Consider the following 19,606-nt stretch of genomic DNA (forward strand, 5'->3'; position numbering starts at 1 on the left):
CTATGAATTCAGATTTTTCTCAAATTATTGTACAATTATTAATGGGACTTGCATATGCCATACCAACGCTGTTTTTTATTGTTATTAGTATATACTATTTGATAAAAATGGGAACACAAACGGATGGTATCCTAATTTTAATTGGCAATAGCATTATATTTATTTCTATAGTAATAAATCAAGTAATATTTATTCAGCTTGCTTTTTACGAAAAATGGCAAGGTGAATCTTATACCTATTTATCTTCTGCTATCAATATCCTTTCCTTTTTTGGTTCATTAGCCTTTGCTATTGGTGTATTATTGTTGATGAAAAAAGTAATCAAAACAAAATCCTCGACCGAATGAAAAGCCCCCACAAATTCATTGTATTCTTTTTACTATTGTTAACGGCTGAGATTAGTTTAGCACAACAAGTCTATTTTCCCAACCGCGAAAACTGGGAAGAAAAAAGTCCTTCAGAATTTAAGATAAATACTACAAAACTTAACGAAGCCGTTCAGTATGCAAAGGAAAATGAATATTCCGGGTCGAAAGATCTGAGACAAGCCATCCTAAAAGGTTTCGAAAGTGAACCCTATCACCAGATATTGGGGCCTACTAAAAAAAGAGGTGCTCCCGCCGGTTTGATTCTCAAAGATGGATTTATCATTGCAAAATGGGGTGATATAGATCGTGTGGATATGACGTTTAGTGTTACCAAAAGCTATTTATCAACGATGGCTGGGTTAGCTATTGATCAAAATTTAATTCATTCCATTGATGATTTTGCATACAACTATGTTTGGGATCACACCTATGATGGCAGCCATAATCAAAAAATAAGCTGGCGACATTTATTAACACAGTCTTCTGATTGGTCAGGACAATTATGGGGTGGTTATGATTGGGCAGATCGCCCGCCAGCAGATGGAGGTATTGATGATTGGAAATTTAGAACATTGAATGATCCCGGAACTATTTTTGAGTATAATGATGTTCGAGTTAATGTATTAGCTTATTCCTTACTACAGGTTTGGAGAAGACCTCTACCACAAATCCTGAAAGAACAAATTATGGACCCCATCGGCGCCTCCACAACCTGGCGATGGTATGGATATGATAACTCTTGGATGAATATTGATGGTATTCATATGCAATCAGTTAGTGGTGGTGGTCATTCTGGCGGTGGACTATTCATTAACACAAAAGATCACGCCCGTTTTGGATTATTATTTATGAATGATGGCAGATGGAAAAATCAACAACTCATCTCAGAAAATTGGATACGAGAAGCTATCAAACCATCAGATGCTAATTCAAACTACGGATTAATGTGGTGGCTCAATCAAAAAGGAAATCACCATTGGGAAGACTTACCAGAACATTTATTTTATGCAGCAGGTTTTGGAGGTAATTTTAGTGTAATTGATCAAAAACAAAACCTCGTTATTGTGACCCGATGGTTAGCACCAAGTCAAATTGACGAGTTCGTGACCAAAGTATATGCAGCTTTTTAAAATTTCCAACTACACACATTATCTATGAAAAAAATATTAGCCATTATCATTTTAGTAATCACCTTGCTTTTTGCCATTTGGTATGCAATAATCTACTTTGCCAAGTATAGTGAAGGTGTCCGAAGCGGAGAACTCATCAAATTCAGTAATAAAGGTGTAGTGTTTAAAACTTGGGAAGGAGAAATCAGTCAAGGAATTTCGGGTGCTCAGATCTTTAGTTTTTCAGTAGAGGACAAAAATAAAGAAGTTATTAAAAAACTAGAAGAGTTTCAAGGTAGTTATGTGAAATTGAAATATAAAGAAAGGTTTGCAACTATTTTATGGTTAGGAGATACCAAATATTTTGTTATTGATGTAGAAGAAGAAGAATCACCACATTTCAGAAAGTAATAAAAAAGTTATTTATGAAAAAATATAAGACGGCAAGAGAATCTAGGGTTATTATTTCGGAATTAATGCTTCCATCACATTCTAATTTTAGTGGAAAAATACACGGTGGATATATTCTGTCGCTTATGGATCAGATTGCCTTTGCTTGTGGATCCAAACACTCTGAAGCATATTGTGTTACAGCTAGTGTGGACAAAGTAGATTTTCTGAAACCTATTGAAGTTGGTGAACTGGTAACTATGAAAGCATCTGTGAACAATGTAGGTACAACGTCTATGGTGGTTGGCGTTCGGGTAGAGTCAGAAAATATAATGACAGGCAAAGTAAAACACTGTAACTCTAGTTACTTTACCATGGTGGCAAAAGATGACAAGGGAAAAGGTATCCCGGTGCCAGGGTTGGTTTTAGAGAATAAAACAGCAGTGCGTCGTTTTGTTAGAAGTATTATTCGAAAAGATGATGCAAAAGCTAGAAAAGATCGATTTAAAGCATCAGAATTTAAGCTGGAAGATCATCTCGAATCATTAGAAAAATATAATATAAAATTAGATTTATAATTAATCTAAATTCTCTACGTTCTATTGCTATAGTATCAATCAAATACTTGACGCTAATATTTGTTATATTTAAAGAAAAATTAAAAAGCTATGAAAATCCCAATTCGCCTAGTATTTGTTTTTTGCACGATTATTTTACTAAGTTGCGGTGGCAGTGACGAAGGTATTACAGAACCTGAGGTGATCATTGATCCCGACCCCATTCCAGAGCAAACTTCTACCTATATCTCTCATGTGAAGTCAATTATTGATACAAATTGTATAGAATGTCACGGAGACCCACTGGATCAAGGTGCAATTATGATGCTAACAACCTATGATCAGGTAGTGGATGCTGTAAATAATCGAGGCCTATTCAACAGAGTTGCAACTATGGGTATTAATACCGTAATGCCTCCGCCAGAAGAAGGAGGAAGATTACCACAAGTGACTATTGATGTTGTGGAAGATTGGATTGCTGATGGGCTTTTGCAGCAATAGTTATCCGAAGATTCGACCCTTAGACTGCGCTTAGAATTCTTCTTCTACAGCTAATGATTAGCCAAAGCTGAAGTTCTACTTACATTTCAACAAACTGAGTGCAACACTTGGGCAGACTTAGTTTTAAAAATTAGTTTCTTTTTTGAGTTAAGATCAATGACGTTTATACCTTGGGGTTACACCAAAAACTGAAACAGGTCTGGTTTATCATTGAGATAATCACCAAAAAAATTAAATTTCTTCATTCGGGAAATTAGTGGTTGCAGATCGTTTTTATCTTTGAGTTCGATTCCTACCACTGCAGGACCATTTTCTCTACTTGATTTTTTAGAATATTCAAAATGAGTGATATCATCATTGGGACCTAAAATTTCACCAACAAATTGTTTTAAGGCTCCGGCTCTCTGCGGAAAACGAACAATAAAATAATGTTTAAGATCGGCATACAACAATGCTCTTTCTTTGATTTCTGCAGTTCTGGTAATATCATTATTACTACCACTAATAATGCATACCACATTTTTGCCTTTTATTTTATCCTTATAAAACTCTAAAGCAGCTAGCGTTAAAGCTCCGGCTGGTTCTACCACAATAGCATCCCTATTATATAAATCTAAAATTGTCTGACATACCAATCCCTCGGGAACGGTAATCATATCTGACAAATATGTTTTACAAATATCAAAGTTTAGGTCACCTACTTTCTGAACAGCCGCTCCATCGATAAACTTGTCAATATCAAAAATCTCTGTATTCTTGTTTTTTTTTATAGAAGTCAACATCGAAGGTGCTCCTTCTGGTTCTATCCCGATGATGTTGGTCTTGGGCGATAATGCTTTCATAGCTCCACAAAGACCGGCCGCCAGACCTCCTCCTCCTACAGCAACAAAAATATAGTCAATAGGATGGTCCACTTGCTTACATATCTCCAATCCTATCGTTCCTTGACCTTCGATAGTTTTAGGATCATCAAATGGATGTACGAATGTTTTTCCTTCCGTCACACAAGCCTCTTTTGCAGCTTTGGAAGCGTCATCAAAAGTATCCCCTTCCAAAACAATTTCTACGTATGCTCCACCAAACATTTTGGTTTGTGCTATTTTCTGCTTTGGTGTAACAGATGGCATATAAATAGTTCCTTGTATACCCAGATGATGACAAGCAAAAGCTACGCCTTGTGCGTGATTCCCTGCGCTAGCACATACAACTCCCTTAGCCAATTGTTCTTTAGTTAAAGAATTTATCTTGTTAAATGCTCCACGGATCTTGTATGATCGGACTCGTTGAAGATCTTCTCTCTTAAGTAGAATATTTGCATCATATTTTCTTGAATATCGAATACTATTCATCAAAGGAGTAACCATAGAAACCTCTTTAATTACAGAGGCTGCTCGTTGTATATCCTCTAGTTCTGGAAAATATGTTGTCACTTCAGTATTCACTATTATTTCAATTATATTTTTAAAGCATTTGCCAGTCTGAGTCCATCAAAGATTACACAATACACATCTCAAAAAACTTCGACAGACCCAGCTAGACAAATAAGTTATCTTGATTATACTATTGGCTTCATAGCTGTCATAGACGCTCTCAGCCTGGCTCCCACAACTTCTATAGGATGATTTCTCAATGCCGCGTTCACTTCAATCAGCTTTGCGTTATCTACTCCATTACTTTTTCCTTCATCATAGGCCGTACCAATTACATCAGTATCGATCTTTTTCATGAAATCCTCTAATAATGGCTTACAAGCATGATCAAATAAGTAACATCCGTATTCTGCTGTATCAGAAATCACTCGATTCATTTCATACAGTTTTTTACGGGCAATCGTATTGGCGATAAGTGGTGTTTCGTGTAAAGACTCGTAGTACGCAGATTCCTCTATAATTCCGGATGATGTCATTGCTTCAAAAGCAAGTTCTACTCCTGCTCTTACCATAGCTACCATCAACACACCATTGTCATAAAAAGCTTGCTCAGAAATTTCTACATCTCCTGCAGGAGTTTTCTCAAATGCCGTTTCTCCGGTCGCCGCTCTCCATGATAGTAAGTTTTTATCATCATTGGCCCAATCTTCCATCATCGTTTTAGAAAAATGACCATCGATGATATCATCCATATGTTTCTGGAATAATGGGCGCATAATACCTTTTAATTCTTCAGAAAGCTGGAATGCTTTTATTTTAGAAGGGTTAGACAATCGATCCATCATATTGGTGATTCCACCATATTTCAATCCTTCGGTAATGGTTTCCCATCCGTACTGAATTAATTTGGAAGCATATCCAGAGTCTATTCCTTTTGCCATCATTTTATCAAAACAAAGTATAGAACCCGTTTGCAAAAGACCACAAAGAATTGTTTGTTCTCCCATTAGATCTGACTTTACTTCTGCGACAAATGAAGACTCTAATACACCGGCTCTATCTCCACCAGTTCCTACCGCATACGCTTTTGCCTGGGCTAATCCGTGACCCTGAGGATCATTCTCGGGATGCACTGCAATTAGAGTTGGTACTCCAAACCCTCTTTTATATTCTTCTCTAACTTCAGAACCAGGACATTTTGGAGCTACCATAATTACGGTAAGGTCATTCCTAACCTGCATTCCTTCTTCAACAATATTAAATCCATGAGAATAAGAAAGTGTCGCACCTTTTTTCATTAAAGGCATAACGGTATTTACAACCTGTGTATGTTGTTTATCCGGTGTCAGGTTAATAACCACATCAGCAGTGGGTACTAATTCTTTATATGTGCCTACAGCAAACCCATTTTCTGTAGCATTCTTATAAGATTGCCTTTTTTCCTTGATAGCAGCCTCTCTTAGCGTATATGAAATATCCAAACCTGAATCTCTCATATTCAATCCTTGGTTCAGCCCTTGTGCTCCACAACCTATGATTACTATTTTTTTTCCTTTTAATGCTTTGATTCCATCAGTAAATTCGGAGGAATCCATAAACCTACATTTCCCTAACTGCGTTAATTGATCTCTTAATGATAGCGTATTAAAATAATTTGCCATTTCCTTTTTTAATTTGTGGTTACTTCCGTACAAACGGAAATCTATTTAATTTTGATTTTTAGTTGTTTTTATTTTCGTGTATCCCAAATACTATATGGAGTTACACTATTCGTCATATCTTTTTTTACTTGTTCTCGATACATCCGTGTAGGGCAAACACCAAAGAACAGATGCGAAAAAATACAAAACCTGTCTTGAGCCCATCGAAAGCCTGCCATCCTTCACAAAGTTTCTTCAGCAAACTTTTCTAATATTGATGAGATATGCATTTTTTCTTTTGTCACTGCAATTCTGCCAGATCTGGTAAATTGCATTAGACCATAAGCTTCTAATTTTTTATATAATGCATCGACCTCTCTCCTTCTTCCTGTTTTTTCTAACACAAAAAACTCTGGAGTTACGGTAACGATATTGGCATTACTATTTTTTATTACATTCTGAATCTGACGTTCTTCAAACAGAAGTTTTGATGAGATTTTGAACAGCGCAGTTTCCTGATAAATAATATCTTCCTCTTTATGGTAGAATGCTCTGATCACCTCAATCTGTTTTTCAATCTGACCTACTATTTTTTTCACTTGCTCCTCTGTAACTTTTACGGCTATGGTAAAACGAAAAACATCTTTAATTTCTGATTGAGAAGCCGTCATACTATCCAAATTGATATGACGCTTCAGGAAGATCGCAGAAATTCTATTTAGTAGTCCTATGTTGTTTTCGGTGTATGCCGATATTGTAAAATTTTCTTTTTCCATAATTACTCAAGTCTTATATCTGAAACTGAAGCTCCTGTAGGGATCATCGGAAACACATTGTTTTCTTTTTCTACACATACTTCTAAAAAGTATGGTTCTTTTGAAGCTATCATTTCTTTAATTGCCATTTGCAATTCGTCTCTTTTGGTTACTTTTTTGGCTTCTATGTGATATCCTTTTGCAATGGTTACAAAATCTGGGTTTACCATTTCTGTAGAAGCATATCGCTTATCAAAAAATAACTGCTGCCATTGACGTACCATGCCCAAGAAATCATTATTTAGTACCACAATCTTCACAGGCACTCTAGTTTGAAAAATGGTTCCCAATTCCTGGATAGTCATTTGATATCCTCCATCTCCAATGATCGCAACAACCTCTCTATCTGGAGCTCCCATTTTAGCGCCAATCGCTGCTGGCAAGGCAAACCCCATGGTTCCTAAACCACCTGAGGTAACATTACTTTTTGATTTTACAAATTCTGCATACCTACAAGCAATCATTTGATGCTGTCCTACGTCAGAAACAATGATAGCATCCCCTTTGGTTTCTTCATTAATTCCCCTAAGCACTTCTCCCATAGATAATCCTTCTACAGATGGATACAACTCTTCTTTGATTACTTTATCGTATTCGATCGCATCATACCCCTTAAATTCTTGCAACCATGCATCATAACTATTCGCTTTTACAAGAGGAAGTATTTGTGCAAGGGTGTTTTTTACATCTCCCATCACAGCAACATCAGCTTCTACGTTTTTATTTACTTCTGAAGGATCTATTTCGAAATGAATGATTTTAGCTTGTTTTGCATAGGTCTCCAGATTACCAGTTACCCGATCATCAAAACGCATGCCTACAGCAAGTAACAGATCACATTCATTTGTAAGTTTATTAGGCCCGTAATTACCGTGCATCCCTACCATACCTACGTTCAATATATGTGCAGTTGGTAAGGCAGATAACCCTAAAATGGTCCAGGCCGCTGGAATCCCAGACTTTTCAATAAAGTTTTTTAATTCCGTTTCGGCTTCACCAAGGATCACACCCTGACCAAAAACCATCATTGGCTTTTTAGCACTATTTATTAATTCTGCCGCCATTTTTAGCGTTTCCGGATCTGTTTCAGGAACCGGTTTATAGCTTCTTACCCCTTTACACGGTACATATTTGAAATCCAGTTCACCAAACTGAGCATCTTTTGTTATATCTATCAAAACCGGGCCAGGACGACCAGATCGCGCGATATAAAAGGCTTTGGCTAACACAGAAGGAATATCTTCAGCTTTGGTTACTTGGTGATTCCATTTCGTGATCGGAGTAGAAATTCCTATAATATCGGTTTCCTGAAAAGCATCAGATCCTAATAAATGAGAACCTACCTGTCCTGTAATACACACCATTGGTGTAGAGTCAATTTGAGCATCCGCGATACCGGTTACAAAGTTTGTCGCTCCCGGTCCCGATGTTGCAATAGCTACTCCGACTTTACCACTTGCTCTGGCATATCCTTGTGCTGCATGCGTTGCTCCTTGCTCATGTCTGGTAAGTACGTGGTGTATTTTATCCTGAAACTTATATAATTCATCATATACCGGCATAATTGCACCGCCAGGATACCCATAAATCAAATCTACACCTTCTGCTAACAAACAGTGTATTACTGCTTCTGCTCCAGTCATTATTCCGGTGGATTCTATTGTTTCTTTCTCTACTGCTTGCGTTTGTGTCTCCATTACGCTATCTATTTTTTCTTTCAGTTCTTACTGAAAAGTTTTTTGATTCCTGTATACACAGGAACAACAAATCATTGACTTCAAATACTGTATATATTAAAGTTTTATCAAAATTCATCTGTTACACATCCTTGTGATGCAGATGATACTGTATTGGCATATTTATACAAAACTCCCTTTTTAAATTTCAATGGTGGTTGCTCCCAAGAAGCTTTTCTTCTCTTTATTTCTTCTTCCTCAATAGCAACGGTAATTGAATTGGTTTCTGCATCAATTGTGATAATATCCCCATCCGCTACTAACGCGATCAAACCTCCTTCTTGTGCCTCTGGAGTGATATGTCCTACCACAAATCCGTGAGTTCCCCCAGAGAATCTTCCGTCTGTTATTAAGGCGACATCTTTACCAAGGCCCACTCCCATAATCGCCGCTGTTGGTTTTAGCATCTCAGGCATTCCTGGACCTCCTTTAGGACCTTCGTACCTAATGACGACCACATTGCCTTTTTCCACTTTACCATCTCGTATCCCATCATTAGCTTCGTACTCGCTGTCAAAAACCTTTGCTTTTCCTTGGAAACGTAATCCTTCTTTCCCGGTAATTTTTGCGACGCACCCATCTTCAGCCAGATTACCAAACATAATTCGCAAATGCCCCGTAGGTTTGATGGGGCTTTCTAATGGCTTTATCACATCCTGTCCTTCGGTAAGATCCGGAACATCTAACAGGTTCTCTGCCAGGGTTTTTCCAGTTACGGTCAAGCAATCGCCGTGTAATAATCCTTTCTTTAATAAATACTTAAGCACTGCGGGAATTCCACCAACTTCGTGTACATCTTCCATCAAATATTTTCCACTTGGTTTTAAATCTGCAAGAAACGGAGTTTCATCGCTTATTCTTTGAAAATCTGCTAAGGTAAATTCTACATCGGCAGCTCTGGCAATTGCTAAAAAGTGTAGTACTGCATTGGTAGAGCCTCCTAATATGGTAACCAGACGAATTGCATTCTCCAATGATTTTTTAGTGACAATATCTAAGGGTTTCATATCTTTTTCCAACAGTGTTCTCATCGCACGTCCTGCGGCTATACTTTCTTCTTCTTTGTTTTTACTAATCGCTGGATTTGAAGAATTATAAGGCAAAGACATTCCTAACGCTTCAATGGCAGAAGCCATCGTATTGGCGGTATACATACCTCCACAAGCTCCAGCTCCTGGACAGGCTTTTTCTATTACATTTTTATATTCGCTTTGCGTAATAGTTCCTGCTACTTTTTCTCCCCAGGCTTCAAAAGCTGAAACTACATCTAGTTTCTTTCCTGCGTGTAATCCAGAAGCAATGGTTCCTCCATATACTAAAATTGATGGACGATTTAATCGTAACATTGCCATTAATGCTCCTGGCATATTTTTATCACATCCTACTACCGTTACCATCCCATCATAAGACATTGCCTGCACCACAGTTTCCATAGAATCTGCAATCACATCTCTGGAGGGTAATGAGAAACGCATCCCAGGAGTTCCCATAGAAATACCATCACTTACACCAATAGTATTAAATATCAAACCTACAACATCCTCTTCTTGTGTCCCTTTCTTAACTAACTTTGCTAAATCATTCAGATGCATATTACAAGGGTTGCCCTCGTACCCGGTGCTTGCTATACCCACCAACGGCTTTTTAAAATCCTCGTCGGTTAGGCCAATTGCATGAAGCATCGCTTGTGCTGCCGGTTGTGTATCGTCTTGAGTTACTTGTTTGCTATACTTATTTATGCTCATTCCGTTTGAATGTGAATTTTTTTATTAATTATTTAAAATATTAACTGTTTTATTGATAAATACACATGTAATCAAATAAACCACAGTATAAAATTATTTTGTAATGACTAAACTATTATATTTTATTCAATAACCTTACAACATCCAACCGTCACCAAACACATCTTACTTACTGAATAACAGATATTTACCCTCGTTTCATTTACAATCACTATTTGTTAATTTTTATTTCACTCATTGTATTGATAAAAAAAATCCCTTCTGAATACGGAAGGGATTTTAAGTTAGATACACTATACAACATCCCATCATCCCGATACAATAATAACGGTGATACGAATGACATTGACAATAATGGTTATAGATTGCTTCATTTATAATGTTTCAAAAAAAATCCCTTTACGTTTGTAAAGGGATTCGATTATAAGTTTACACCAACACATATCCCTTTACCAAGATGAAATAATCACCTCAATATTAATGACATTGTTGCTATGTATGTTTCTACTTTTCATTTATGTGGTAAATATAACGAAATATATTTCTGAAAAACAAATACAAATACCCTTTAATTTCTAATCCAACTTAAACAAATTGTTTTTCATACAATAAATCACAAGTCCCACTCTGGTTTTTACTTCTAACTTTCTAAAAACTGATTCGCGATAATTCTCGATAGTTTTTGGACTCAAATTCATTTCCCCTGCAATACTTTTATAGGTAAGTTCTGAACAGGTATATTTTAAAAAAGTCCATTCGCGATCTGTCAATTTTTCTGTTAGATCATGACTCGTTACTGCATCTGCTTTTTCAGAATACTTCAACGCAGTTTCTATTTTACTCGAATAATAAAAACCTTGTTCTATGACCATTTTCATGGCAAATTCAAAATTCTCTGGGTGAATATCTTTTAACAAGTACCCTCTGGCTCCGGCTCTTAGCATTTTTATGATGGTCTCCTCATCATCTTCCATGGTTAATGCCAATGCTTTTTGTTCAGGTTGATTTTCTTTTAACCACTGCATGGTCTGGATACCATCCATCACCGGCATTTTTACATCTAGCAGAATGAGATCTGGTTTTTTTCTTTTATGTAAGTAATACTGGGTAAGCTCTTTTCCGTTCTTTAGAATCGCCAATACTTCGTATCCTTCCAGATTTGTAATAAGACTCTCTAAAGATTGTGCAAATAGAAGATGATCATCTACAATAACAACGGTTTTTTTCTTCATTTTGATTTATATTTTATGATACCTTATCCGCTTCTTTAAATGGATACTGCAAGGTAAGCAAAACTCCTTTACCCGGTTCTGTAGTACAATCTAACTGAGCATTGACCAAAGTGGCTCTGCTTTTCATATTTAACAGCCCCGAATTAGCCTGTACTGATGCCATATCATATCCTACTCCATCATCTTTTATAGTAATGGTCAAATTGCTTGTAGTGTATTCTAATTGTACCAATAGATGAGATGCCTCTGCATGTTTTATTGTATTAGAAAAAAATTCTTGAATAATTCGGTACAAAATAATTTCATCTTTAGGATTGATCAGTACCTCTTCACCAAGTACAATAAATTCTGGAGTTAAGAAATTCAGTTTTTTAAAACGATCTAATTCAACTTGAATAGACTTCACTAAGCCAATATTCTGAATAACCTCGTGATTGAGGGTTTTAGAAAGGTTTCTGATTTCTTGCAGACTATCTCCCACCAAACTTCTTATATCCTGAACGGATTCTTTGATTGTTGGTTCCAGATTGGTACTTAAGATATTGATTTGCATGACTGCAGTAGATAGTAGCTGACCGATATTATCGTGTAGTTCCCAGCTTACGTTCTTCAACGTTTGTTCCTGAATCTCTAATTTAGAGTTTTGTAGTTCTTCATCAAAACGTTGTTCTGCTTTAAATTTTTCCAGAAGTAGTTTGTTTTTGCGCCGTTGGAAAGCAACGAAGAACATGATACCGAATATCGCAAAAAATAAGATAATCACGGTAAAATAAATTATAAGTAAGATTTGTTCTTCTTCGAGCATACTACAAAACCAATAATATAACAAGTATACATAAAAATATTGGCGAAAGTCAATATTGACTTATGGATTTTATGATAGTTTGGACTTTCTTTACTATAATACTCACCGTAAATAAATATAGGATTCACCAATATATGAAAAACCAATGCCCCAACAGAAATATAAAAAATCAGAATTTTATAAAAGTTTAAAATTTTATCACTTTGCAATACTTGAAAATAAAAATAAACAATAAAGGCCAATAATAATAAAGTTCCTATTATCAAACTATACAACGCGGGAGATTCGAAGAAAACACCAGAAAAAATCAAATTCAAAAGTGAAGTAATTATAAAAAATAAAATGATGTAAAACCCTATTTTTTTTACCTTTAGCGATTCTATATAATGTAAAAATAAAAATAAATAAAAAGAGAAACTTATTATATCGTAGGAATTATAAGCCCAATGATTTTCATATAGAAAAGTATCTTTTAAAAAAAACAGTGATTCATTATCAAAAATTAAAGATGGAGTCCACCCGAAAAAAGTATCAAACAAGGCTGTAAACCATAAAAAATAAACAAAGTATCGAGAAATTTTATCTTCTCGATACTTTGATATATAGATTGTTCCAACTATTGCCGCTAGAAATTCAAATAAGTTTATTAAAAATAAAAATAGCATATTTGGTTAATAATCATTTGGCGGATGACCAGTTCCTCCTCTATTAAAAGCAGGAATATCATAGTTATTTTCTGGATCACCTCCATCTTTGCCAGACGCTCCAGGACGAGAACCTGTTGGTGCTAAAAACAGGGTAGACATTCCTTTACCCATTTTACATTTAGACTGAGAATATGCACCCATATATATCCTGATTCCTGGATCTTTTATTCCTTGTTCTTCAGACTCCTGTTTAACATATGCTAAATACTCTTCTAATTCCGCAACTGACCAATGAAATTCGCGTGCATCTTCAAATCCTAACTTCTTCTGAAGACGTCTTCCTCTTTTTTTACACCAGTTATCATGTAGTTCTCTTGCTTCATTTTCAGTAATACACTTTTGGGGTCTTTGTACTTTTTTTGCCATAATTAAATTGTTTATTGGGTTATCACCGCTAATATATCCAAAAAACAATATGTTGTACAAATAACACCACCCTTTTCTATAATTTTATTACGGTAAAACCATATACTCAATCATTTAATTATCAATAATTTACAATTTTTACAGATAAATAGAAAAAACTACACAAAGGGGCTTTTACCCCTACCAGTAAAGGGTAGAATTACCCTATAGACAATTCTTACAAATCCAACAACAGTGAGATAACAAAACCGATAAGAACATAACCAGAAGCACAAACGATAAAGTATACACCTGTTACTAAAACGATTTTATTACCAGTCTTATTTTTTCACCAGCTCTTTTCTGTGCAAGCTTATTAATAGCTTCTTCTGTTAGCTGCAACACTCTAGGGTATCCTCCTGTTGTTTGACAATCTCTCATTAAAATAATCAATTGACCTGACGGAGTTAATTGAACAGTACCAGGTAACACAGGAGCAGTTAACATCGAATGTAAATCATTTTGTAACGATTCTTTCAAAGGAATTGCCATTCGATTTCTACTACTTGCAATAGTAAAATCATTCTGTAATAAAACTTCTCTTTGATCAACTGACAACAGATTAAACTCTGGTCCTTGAAAAGCATTAATTTTACTTGATCTAGACCAAAAAAAAGTTGGTTTTACAATCGTATGCGATGTCGAAAAATCAATACTATTTTTATAAGAAACGACATCACCTTTCTGAAGTTTATCGGATTTGGTGACCATACTATACTGCGACCTGCTATTAAGTTTATTTTCTGACATAAAACCATGTTTTATTCCTACATAACCATACACTCCCTTTTTGATATTTTTAAACTTTAAAACATTACCACTACAAACCCTTAATTGTGCATTCATTTTACAAGCTTTGTCATTTAAATATGGAATACATAAAACACCTGTTACTACAATACTTGTTTCTTTATGAAATTTTAAAACCGGAGGAATGATGGTCCACTCGATAACAGCACCATTTTGATAATTATTCAACAGCGCATTGGCTAAAAAAAAAGAATCTAAATCCATAGCACCACTTCTTGGCACTCCAAACTTAGAGAAACCAAAGCGACCCCGATCTTGTATACTTGTATACAAACCTGATGAAATAATTTCTACACCACTCATCATAAAACTTCAAATTCAGGAAGACAATTAGGAGAATTCATTAATGTACTTAAATCGTTATATTTACATTTTTCAATCGATATAAACTGAATCTTATCACCAGGAGAAGCAAAACAACAAACTGAAGCATTTATGTCAAAAAACTGCACCGGTGTTTTACCAATCACATGCCAACCACCTGGACTATCACATGGATACACCCCAGTTTGATGTCCCCCGATAGCAACAGAACCTTTCTCTAATTTCTGACTTGGGGTAGCTTTCCTTGGTGTAACCAATTGATCATCTAAACCGCCCAAATATAAAAACCCTGGTAAGAATCCAATAAAATAAACTGCATACAACGGAGTTGTGTGCAATGCAATTACCTTATCAATATCCATCGATTTGTTTGCCGCAAAAGAGGAAAGTTCTGGAGCAAACGAAACATCATAGCAAACCGGTATTTTCCATAAGCGTTTTTCTTGCTTCTGATTCTCAATACTATCAGGGAACAATGATTTTAGTGTTAAAATTTCATTATAGATATCTTCTATAGCTACAGTATAATAAATTAACAGCGAGTTATATGACAAAATTACCTCAACAATCACTTTATCATAAAATTCTTCAATAGATTCTTTATAAGAAATCAATGTTTTTAATAAATCTTCATCAATTTTTGACGATTCTTGTATTAAAATTGCACGCTCGCTATACTGTTTATATACAAATTGAGTTCCTATCTTTTTCATTTCAACGTATAATTTCGTTTAGAAAACTCCTTATCGATATACTCTAAAATCTGTACCGATTTTGGATTATCACCATGCACACAGATGGTATCAAAAAAAACAGAAAGCTCCTCTCCTTTTATAGTCTTCACTTTTCCATCAGCAACCATATTCCAAACATGACTAAAAACCTCTTCAGGATTTTTTAATACCGCATTTTTCTCAGTACGCGACACTAAGCTTCCGTCGTCATTATAATGACGATCTGCAAACACTTCGTATTTTACTTCAATATCACCTCTGCCAATATAAGCAATTAATGAATTTTTTGGCGATACTATATATAAACTTTTATCGATAATTTTTACAGAATGAATTATTGCCCTCGCGACTCTTTCATTTTTCATCGCTTCATTATATAATGCCCCGTGAGGTTTGACATGATGTAGTTGCCCTCCCATTTCTTCTGCTAAGGATTTTACTTTTTGGATTTGATTTATTAAAGTAATCACGAGATCTTCATATGAAATATCCATCACTTCTCTTCCAAAATTTTCTCTATCAGGATAGGAAGGGTGTGCTCCTATTTTTACCTCATGCTGTAACGCTAAATCAATTGTTTTTGTTATCACCTCATCGTTACCTGCGTGAACTCCACAAGCAATATTACACCACGAGACATAAGTCATAATTTGCTTGTCAAAACCAGCCTCTTCTCCAACATCAGCATTCAATATTATTCTTTTCAAAATTCTTACAATTAATTAAAATTTTACCTACATATTTTCAAATACTTTCCATACACCTATAATACCTAAAAAACAAGTAATCAATACAATCAAAAAACCAATCAAATTTTGCTTCAATGAATTCGTAAAATTCCCCAAAACATTTTTTTGATTCATCACCCATAAAAGGAATATGGCAATAATGGGTAAAAGAAGTCCATTTGCTATCTGAGCAAATCGAATAATTACGATTGATTTTATTCCTAAAGATGAAAACAGTACTCCCAAAAAAAGTATGAATATCCAGACAGATCTAAATGTTTTACTTTTCAAACCATCTTTCCAACCCAAACATCCTTTTACTACATAGGCCGCTGCCAGAGGAGCTGTTATAGCGGAGGTAATTCCCGCAGCAAACAAACCCATTGATAATACATATTTGGCCAAGGTACCAAAAACAGGTTCTAGCCCTTTTGCTAAATCAGTGGCATTATTTATCTCTGTTTGTTGTATAGCTGCTCCTGCAATGATGATTGCCATAGATACCAAACCGCCGAGCACTATGGCAACAATAGTGTCTCTCCTAGCCTCAGGTAATTTTTCTTTAGACTTCCATTTTTCGCTTACTATAGCGGCATGTAGAAATAAATTATACGGTACCACAGTAGTCCCAATTATACTAACAATTGTCAATATGTTATCTGTTGAAAAACTAGGTACAAATCCTTTAAAAAGTAAAGAGAGATCTGGTTTAGTAACGATTGCTGTGATGATAAAAGCAATACTCATGAAAAGTACCAAAACAATGAGACTCCGTTCTAATACTTTATAATTACCTATGTATAATAGTATAAAGGCAATCACTCCAATAACGATGCTCATGTAATTAATCGAAATAGTACCTATTTCTACTATTGGTGACCCTAAGATGGTAGACAGCCCCAACACACCTCCGCTTATATTACCCGCTTCGTATGCAGCATTACCGATAAAAATTGCTGATAACACCAGTGATATCAGTGTCCACCGGACTATTTTATTATTAAATTGAGATTTTAATACTTCACTTAATCCTTTTTGGGTTATTACCCCTAAACGTGCCGCCATTTCCTGTAATACCGTACATGCTATTATGGAGAGCACCATAGCCCAAAGCAAAGCATATCCAAATTCTACTCCTGCTAACGTACAAACAGTAACGGTACCTGGGCCAATAAAAGCTGCCGTGACCAAGGTACCTGGTCCAATCTTAAAAATGTTTTTCATCCAAAGAGAAAATCGATATTAGTCTAAAAATGGTAAATCCAAAAGAGTGTACGACGTTTTTTTTGATAAAAAATTTTGTTGATTTCTAGTGGATCTATCCTAAAATATTGATTTCTGTATGGAAATACGTGAAATTGTTGATAAGATGGTTAAATAGTTTATAAACTCTTAGATAGTGACCATTTTTCCTTCTTTGAGGTATTCTTTTTTAATTCCCTCTAGCAAGGTGTCTAGCTGAATTGCCCGATCCTTTGAGGCAATTGTTTTGAGGCAGGTAAATTGGACTACATTAATGATGTTAGCACCTGTTATTGCATATTTTTTTGATATTTCTTCTAGAGAAACATCCTTTGCTAAGGTAATTTTGTCAGGTAAGTTTTTCTTCCAAAGTAATAATCGTTCTTTATACGAAGGATTTTCAAATTCTATAATGGACTGAAACCTACGAGTAAAAGCGGTATCAATATTATTTTTAAAATTAGATGCTAAAATAACCAGTCCGGGATGTGCTTCAATACGTTGTAACAAATACGACACTTCTTGATTTGCATATTTATCGTGGGCATCTCTAACGCTGGTACGCTTTCCAAAAATGGCATCTGCTTCATCAAAAAACAGAATCCAGGATTTGTTTTTTGCCTTGTCAAATAACTTCGATAGATTTTTTTCAGTTTCTCCTATATATTTAGAAACAATCATCGATAAATCGATACGGTATACATCTGCTCCCGTATATTTCCCTAATAAGGTAGCTGTAAGTGTTTTTCCGGTTCCTGGTGGACCCGAAAAAAGAATACGATAACCAGGTTTGATCCTGGATTTCATATTCCAATCTCGTAATACAATATCGTTATAATTTAACCAAGTTTCAATCTCTTTTATTTGTTGTAGTGTTTTGCTATTTAGCACCAAATCTTCCCAATCCAATTGGGTATTTATTAGTTCTGCCGGAAAGTTTTTGTTCATAGTAGGCTTTAATACCCTGCCGGTAGTAAACAGCTCTACATATTCTTCATCGATCATCAAACGACCGCTCATTCTTGGTTCTCCAACTGGTACACTGTCTAAATACAACACTCCTTCCCTTCTAAAAAGATGATCCTGATAAAACATTTCTGAGAGCTGTATTCTTTTTTGTATATCATTCCCGCCGATAATAAATTGTACGGTTTCTCCTGTTGGTATAATACCTCTATGGTTTTTACCCTTGACTCCTCCAAATTCTGGTAATTCTCCACCACCTGGTAAAAAATCAGAGATAATTGCAGTGAAAAAATTAGGAGATATGTGCGGAACAACAGCTAATAGTAGTGTAATAACTTCTTCTAAGGATAGTTTCTTGCTTCTAACAAATATTGAAAACAAAGAATCATCTGATACGATGTGATCAAATTTTGGAAAAACAGGTATTTCGTTGGTATAATTATCTTTTAAGCGATATTCGATCACTTCTCTTAAAAAAGAAAGCTTACTATCAAAATGTATTGTATTCTGCGTTAATGTTTTTTCCATAATGTTTAAACTAAAGGCTCAATTGAAAATACATCAATTTTAGATCTTCTAAAGCTTCGGGTTCTTTTCATAACAGCAATTCCGTTTCTGGATCCCTGATGATTGGTATTTCCTTCGATTGTTTCTATAACATCATTATCTCTAGAGATAATAATTCCTGTATGCGTCCAATCCAAATGTGATTTCTGAATTAGAAAGATATCGCCTCGTTGTATTATTGTGGGATCTTTTCTTATTTGTTGATATCTAGAAAGCAACCCTTTTTTCAGCCCTGTATTACCAACGGTGTCACAACTATAGGTTAGTGGCATCAATGTTTTAAAATTTTTACCGAGTTCACTAGATGCTTGATCCAATATTGCTTGTGCAAACCCCATACACCAAAACCAAAGAGTTCCATCATGACCGTCCATATAACTCCGCACCCAAGGTCCACTATTAGATTGTCCCTTTATATCAAGTTCAAAAGGATGTTGGCGTAAGTGATTTTCGGCAACCTCAACCATCAGATCCCTAAGATTGTTGCTAACTAATGGTTTTTTAAAAGCTTCTTTTAAGTTGGATGATAACTCATCGAATAGTTCCTGATCAACAATCCCTGTTTTGGTTAGCCCTTTAAAACCCTGAAAGTTTTTTACTGCTCTTTCTGTAGCCGGTCCAAAATCCCCGTCGATTTCTGTAGCTGTTCCGCTGCTTGGGTTAGGAATAGAAAACAGCGTCAACCAAGATTGAATTTTCATAACATCTTTTCTGTTATTATTAGCGCCTCTTCTTTTTTGAGTAGCTTTAATAGCCAATTCTTTTTGATATGCTGTTTTTTTCATCCTTTACCGCTTTAAAACTTAAATTTACTCTTATTTAACTGGTTTTCAATGGGGTGAAAAACTATTCTTT

The 19,606-nt window shown here is 35.4% G+C and carries 19 protein-coding genes; 5 read left to right on the forward strand and 14 right to left on the reverse strand.

Features of this window, described 5'->3' with window-relative positions:
* Positions 1 to 2 precede the first annotated feature (2 nt).
* The 5 genes from ACWGOQ_RS21240 to ACWGOQ_RS21260 all read left to right on the forward strand — a co-directional run bounded on the left by ACWGOQ_RS21240 (position 3) and on the right by ACWGOQ_RS21260 (position 2,925).
* The gene (locus ACWGOQ_RS21240; RefSeq protein WP_452059785.1) at positions 3 to 347 is read left to right on the forward strand and encodes a hypothetical protein; all 345 of its coding nucleotides are present in this window, start codon (positions 3 to 5) and stop codon (positions 345 to 347) included.
* Positions 344 to 1,498: a serine hydrolase domain-containing protein gene (locus ACWGOQ_RS21245; protein WP_452059784.1), complete on the forward strand. Its 1,155-nt coding sequence runs from the start codon at positions 344 to 346 to the stop codon at positions 1,496 to 1,498. Before ACWGOQ_RS21240 ends, ACWGOQ_RS21245 begins: the two co-directional genes overlap by 4 nt.
* Before the next feature lie 24 nt (positions 1,499 to 1,522).
* Positions 1,523 to 1,888, forward strand: coding sequence for a DUF8785 domain-containing protein (locus ACWGOQ_RS21250; RefSeq protein WP_452059783.1), 366 nt, complete (start codon positions 1,523 to 1,525; stop codon positions 1,886 to 1,888).
* Positions 1,889 to 1,902: 14 nt separating this feature from the next.
* The gene (locus tag ACWGOQ_RS21255; RefSeq protein WP_452059782.1) at positions 1,903 to 2,445 is read left to right on the forward strand and encodes an acyl-CoA thioesterase; all 543 of its coding nucleotides are present in this window, start codon (positions 1,903 to 1,905) and stop codon (positions 2,443 to 2,445) included.
* 90 nt (positions 2,446 to 2,535) lie between these two features.
* Positions 2,536 to 2,925 (forward strand): hypothetical protein, encoded by a 390-nt coding sequence (locus ACWGOQ_RS21260; protein WP_452059781.1) that lies wholly within the window; start codon positions 2,536 to 2,538, stop codon positions 2,923 to 2,925.
* A gap of 176 nt (positions 2,926 to 3,101) precedes the next feature.
* Here the strand turns inward: ACWGOQ_RS21260 and ilvA are convergent, their stop codons facing one another.
* From ilvA to ACWGOQ_RS21330, 14 genes are all read right to left on the reverse strand, one after another.
* Positions 3,102 to 4,367: a threonine ammonia-lyase gene (ilvA, locus tag ACWGOQ_RS21265; protein WP_452059780.1), complete on the reverse strand. Its 1,266-nt coding sequence runs from the start codon at positions 4,365 to 4,367 to the stop codon at positions 3,102 to 3,104.
* Positions 4,368 to 4,480: 113 nt separating this feature from the next.
* Complete coding sequence (gene ilvC, locus ACWGOQ_RS21270; RefSeq protein ID WP_452059779.1) at positions 4,481 to 5,956, reverse strand: ketol-acid reductoisomerase; 1,476 nt, start codon at positions 5,954 to 5,956, stop codon at positions 4,481 to 4,483.
* A 221-nt stretch (positions 5,957 to 6,177) separates the two neighbouring features.
* Positions 6,178 to 6,711: an acetolactate synthase small subunit gene (gene ilvN, locus ACWGOQ_RS21275; RefSeq protein WP_452059778.1), complete on the reverse strand. Its 534-nt coding sequence runs from the start codon at positions 6,709 to 6,711 to the stop codon at positions 6,178 to 6,180.
* Between the two features lie 2 nt (positions 6,712 to 6,713).
* Positions 6,714 to 8,447, reverse strand: coding sequence for a biosynthetic-type acetolactate synthase large subunit (gene ilvB, locus ACWGOQ_RS21280; RefSeq protein ID WP_452059777.1), 1,734 nt, complete (start codon positions 8,445 to 8,447; stop codon positions 6,714 to 6,716).
* 107 nt (positions 8,448 to 8,554) lie between these two features.
* Positions 8,555 to 10,231 carry a dihydroxy-acid dehydratase gene (gene ilvD, locus ACWGOQ_RS21285; protein WP_452059776.1) on the reverse strand — a complete coding sequence of 559 codons (1,677 nt, stop codon included), beginning with the start codon at positions 10,229 to 10,231 and terminating at the stop codon, positions 8,555 to 8,557.
* A gap of 575 nt (positions 10,232 to 10,806) precedes the next feature.
* Entirely contained in the window at positions 10,807 to 11,463 is a 657-nt protein-coding gene (locus ACWGOQ_RS21290; RefSeq protein WP_452059775.1) for a response regulator, read from the reverse strand.
* A 13-nt stretch (positions 11,464 to 11,476) separates the two neighbouring features.
* Complete coding sequence (locus ACWGOQ_RS21295) at positions 11,477 to 12,226, reverse strand: sensor histidine kinase (RefSeq protein WP_452059774.1); 750 nt, start codon at positions 12,224 to 12,226, stop codon at positions 11,477 to 11,479.
* Positions 12,227 to 12,939: 713 nt separating this feature from the next.
* Positions 12,940 to 13,341, reverse strand: a complete 402-nt coding sequence (locus ACWGOQ_RS21300) for a hypothetical protein (RefSeq protein WP_452059773.1) — start codon at positions 13,339 to 13,341, stop codon at positions 12,940 to 12,942.
* 297 nt (positions 13,342 to 13,638) lie between these two features.
* A complete protein-coding gene (locus tag ACWGOQ_RS21305; RefSeq protein WP_452059772.1) occupies positions 13,639 to 14,496 on the reverse strand; it encodes a 5-oxoprolinase subunit C family protein in 858 nt (285 codons plus the stop codon).
* Positions 14,493 to 15,227, reverse strand: coding sequence for a 5-oxoprolinase subunit PxpB (pxpB, locus tag ACWGOQ_RS21310; RefSeq protein WP_452059771.1), 735 nt, complete (start codon positions 15,225 to 15,227; stop codon positions 14,493 to 14,495). Before pxpB ends, ACWGOQ_RS21305 begins: the two co-directional genes overlap by 4 nt.
* Positions 15,224 to 15,955 (reverse strand): 5-oxoprolinase subunit PxpA, encoded by a 732-nt coding sequence (gene pxpA / locus ACWGOQ_RS21315; RefSeq protein ID WP_452059770.1) that lies wholly within the window; start codon positions 15,953 to 15,955, stop codon positions 15,224 to 15,226. Before pxpA ends, pxpB begins: the two co-directional genes overlap by 4 nt.
* A gap of 27 nt (positions 15,956 to 15,982) precedes the next feature.
* Entirely contained in the window at positions 15,983 to 17,200 is a 1,218-nt protein-coding gene (locus ACWGOQ_RS21320; protein ID WP_452059769.1) for an Nramp family divalent metal transporter, read from the reverse strand.
* Positions 17,201 to 17,368: 168 nt separating this feature from the next.
* Positions 17,369 to 18,712 carry an ATP-binding protein gene (locus ACWGOQ_RS21325; protein ID WP_452059768.1) on the reverse strand — a complete coding sequence of 448 codons (1,344 nt, stop codon included), beginning with the start codon at positions 18,710 to 18,712 and terminating at the stop codon, positions 17,369 to 17,371.
* Positions 18,713 to 18,717: 5 nt separating this feature from the next.
* Positions 18,718 to 19,536 carry a peptidoglycan-binding domain-containing protein gene (locus tag ACWGOQ_RS21330; RefSeq protein WP_452059767.1) on the reverse strand — a complete coding sequence of 273 codons (819 nt, stop codon included), beginning with the start codon at positions 19,534 to 19,536 and terminating at the stop codon, positions 18,718 to 18,720.
* Positions 19,537 to 19,606 lie beyond the last annotated feature (70 nt).

This window comes from Aquimarina ulvae (genome assembly GCF_053613295.3).

Bases quoted from the DNA above. Each gene is read 5' to 3' on its own strand.
- ACWGOQ_RS21305 (WP_452059772.1), bottom strand. From the start codon at position 14,496: ATGATGAGTGGTGTAGAAATTATTTCATCAGGTTTGTATACAAGTATA.
- ACWGOQ_RS21250 (WP_452059783.1), top strand. From the start codon at position 1,523: ATGAAAAAAATATTAGCCATTATCATTTTAGTAATCACCTTGCTTTTT.
- ACWGOQ_RS21325 (WP_452059768.1), bottom strand. From the start codon at position 18,712: ATGGAAAAAACATTAACGCAGAATACAATACATTTTGATAGTAAGCTT.
- ACWGOQ_RS21300 (WP_452059773.1), bottom strand. From the start codon at position 13,341: ATGGCAAAAAAAGTACAAAGACCCCAAAAGTGTATTACTGAAAATGAA.
- ACWGOQ_RS21260 (WP_452059781.1), top strand. From the start codon at position 2,536: ATGAAAATCCCAATTCGCCTAGTATTTGTTTTTTGCACGATTATTTTA.
- ilvB (WP_452059777.1), bottom strand. From the start codon at position 8,447: ATGGAGACACAAACGCAAGCAGTAGAGAAAGAAACAATAGAATCCACC.
- ACWGOQ_RS21240 (WP_452059785.1), top strand. From the start codon at position 3: ATGAATTCAGATTTTTCTCAAATTATTGTACAATTATTAATGGGACTT.
- ACWGOQ_RS21290 (WP_452059775.1), bottom strand. From the start codon at position 11,463: ATGAAGAAAAAAACCGTTGTTATTGTAGATGATCATCTTCTATTTGCA.
- ACWGOQ_RS21320 (WP_452059769.1), bottom strand. From the start codon at position 17,200: ATGAAAAACATTTTTAAGATTGGACCAGGTACCTTGGTCACGGCAGCT.
- ACWGOQ_RS21330 (WP_452059767.1), bottom strand. From the start codon at position 19,536: ATGAAAAAAACAGCATATCAAAAAGAATTGGCTATTAAAGCTACTCAA.
- ACWGOQ_RS21255 (WP_452059782.1), top strand. From the start codon at position 1,903: ATGAAAAAATATAAGACGGCAAGAGAATCTAGGGTTATTATTTCGGAA.
- ilvD (WP_452059776.1), bottom strand. From the start codon at position 10,231: ATGAGCATAAATAAGTATAGCAAACAAGTAACTCAAGACGATACACAA.
- ACWGOQ_RS21245 (WP_452059784.1), top strand. From the start codon at position 344: ATGAAAAGCCCCCACAAATTCATTGTATTCTTTTTACTATTGTTAACG.
- ilvC (WP_452059779.1), bottom strand. From the start codon at position 5,956: ATGGCAAATTATTTTAATACGCTATCATTAAGAGATCAATTAACGCAG.
- ilvN (WP_452059778.1), bottom strand. From the start codon at position 6,711: ATGGAAAAAGAAAATTTTACAATATCGGCATACACCGAAAACAACATA.
- pxpB (WP_452059771.1), bottom strand. From the start codon at position 15,227: ATGAAAAAGATAGGAACTCAATTTGTATATAAACAGTATAGCGAGCGT.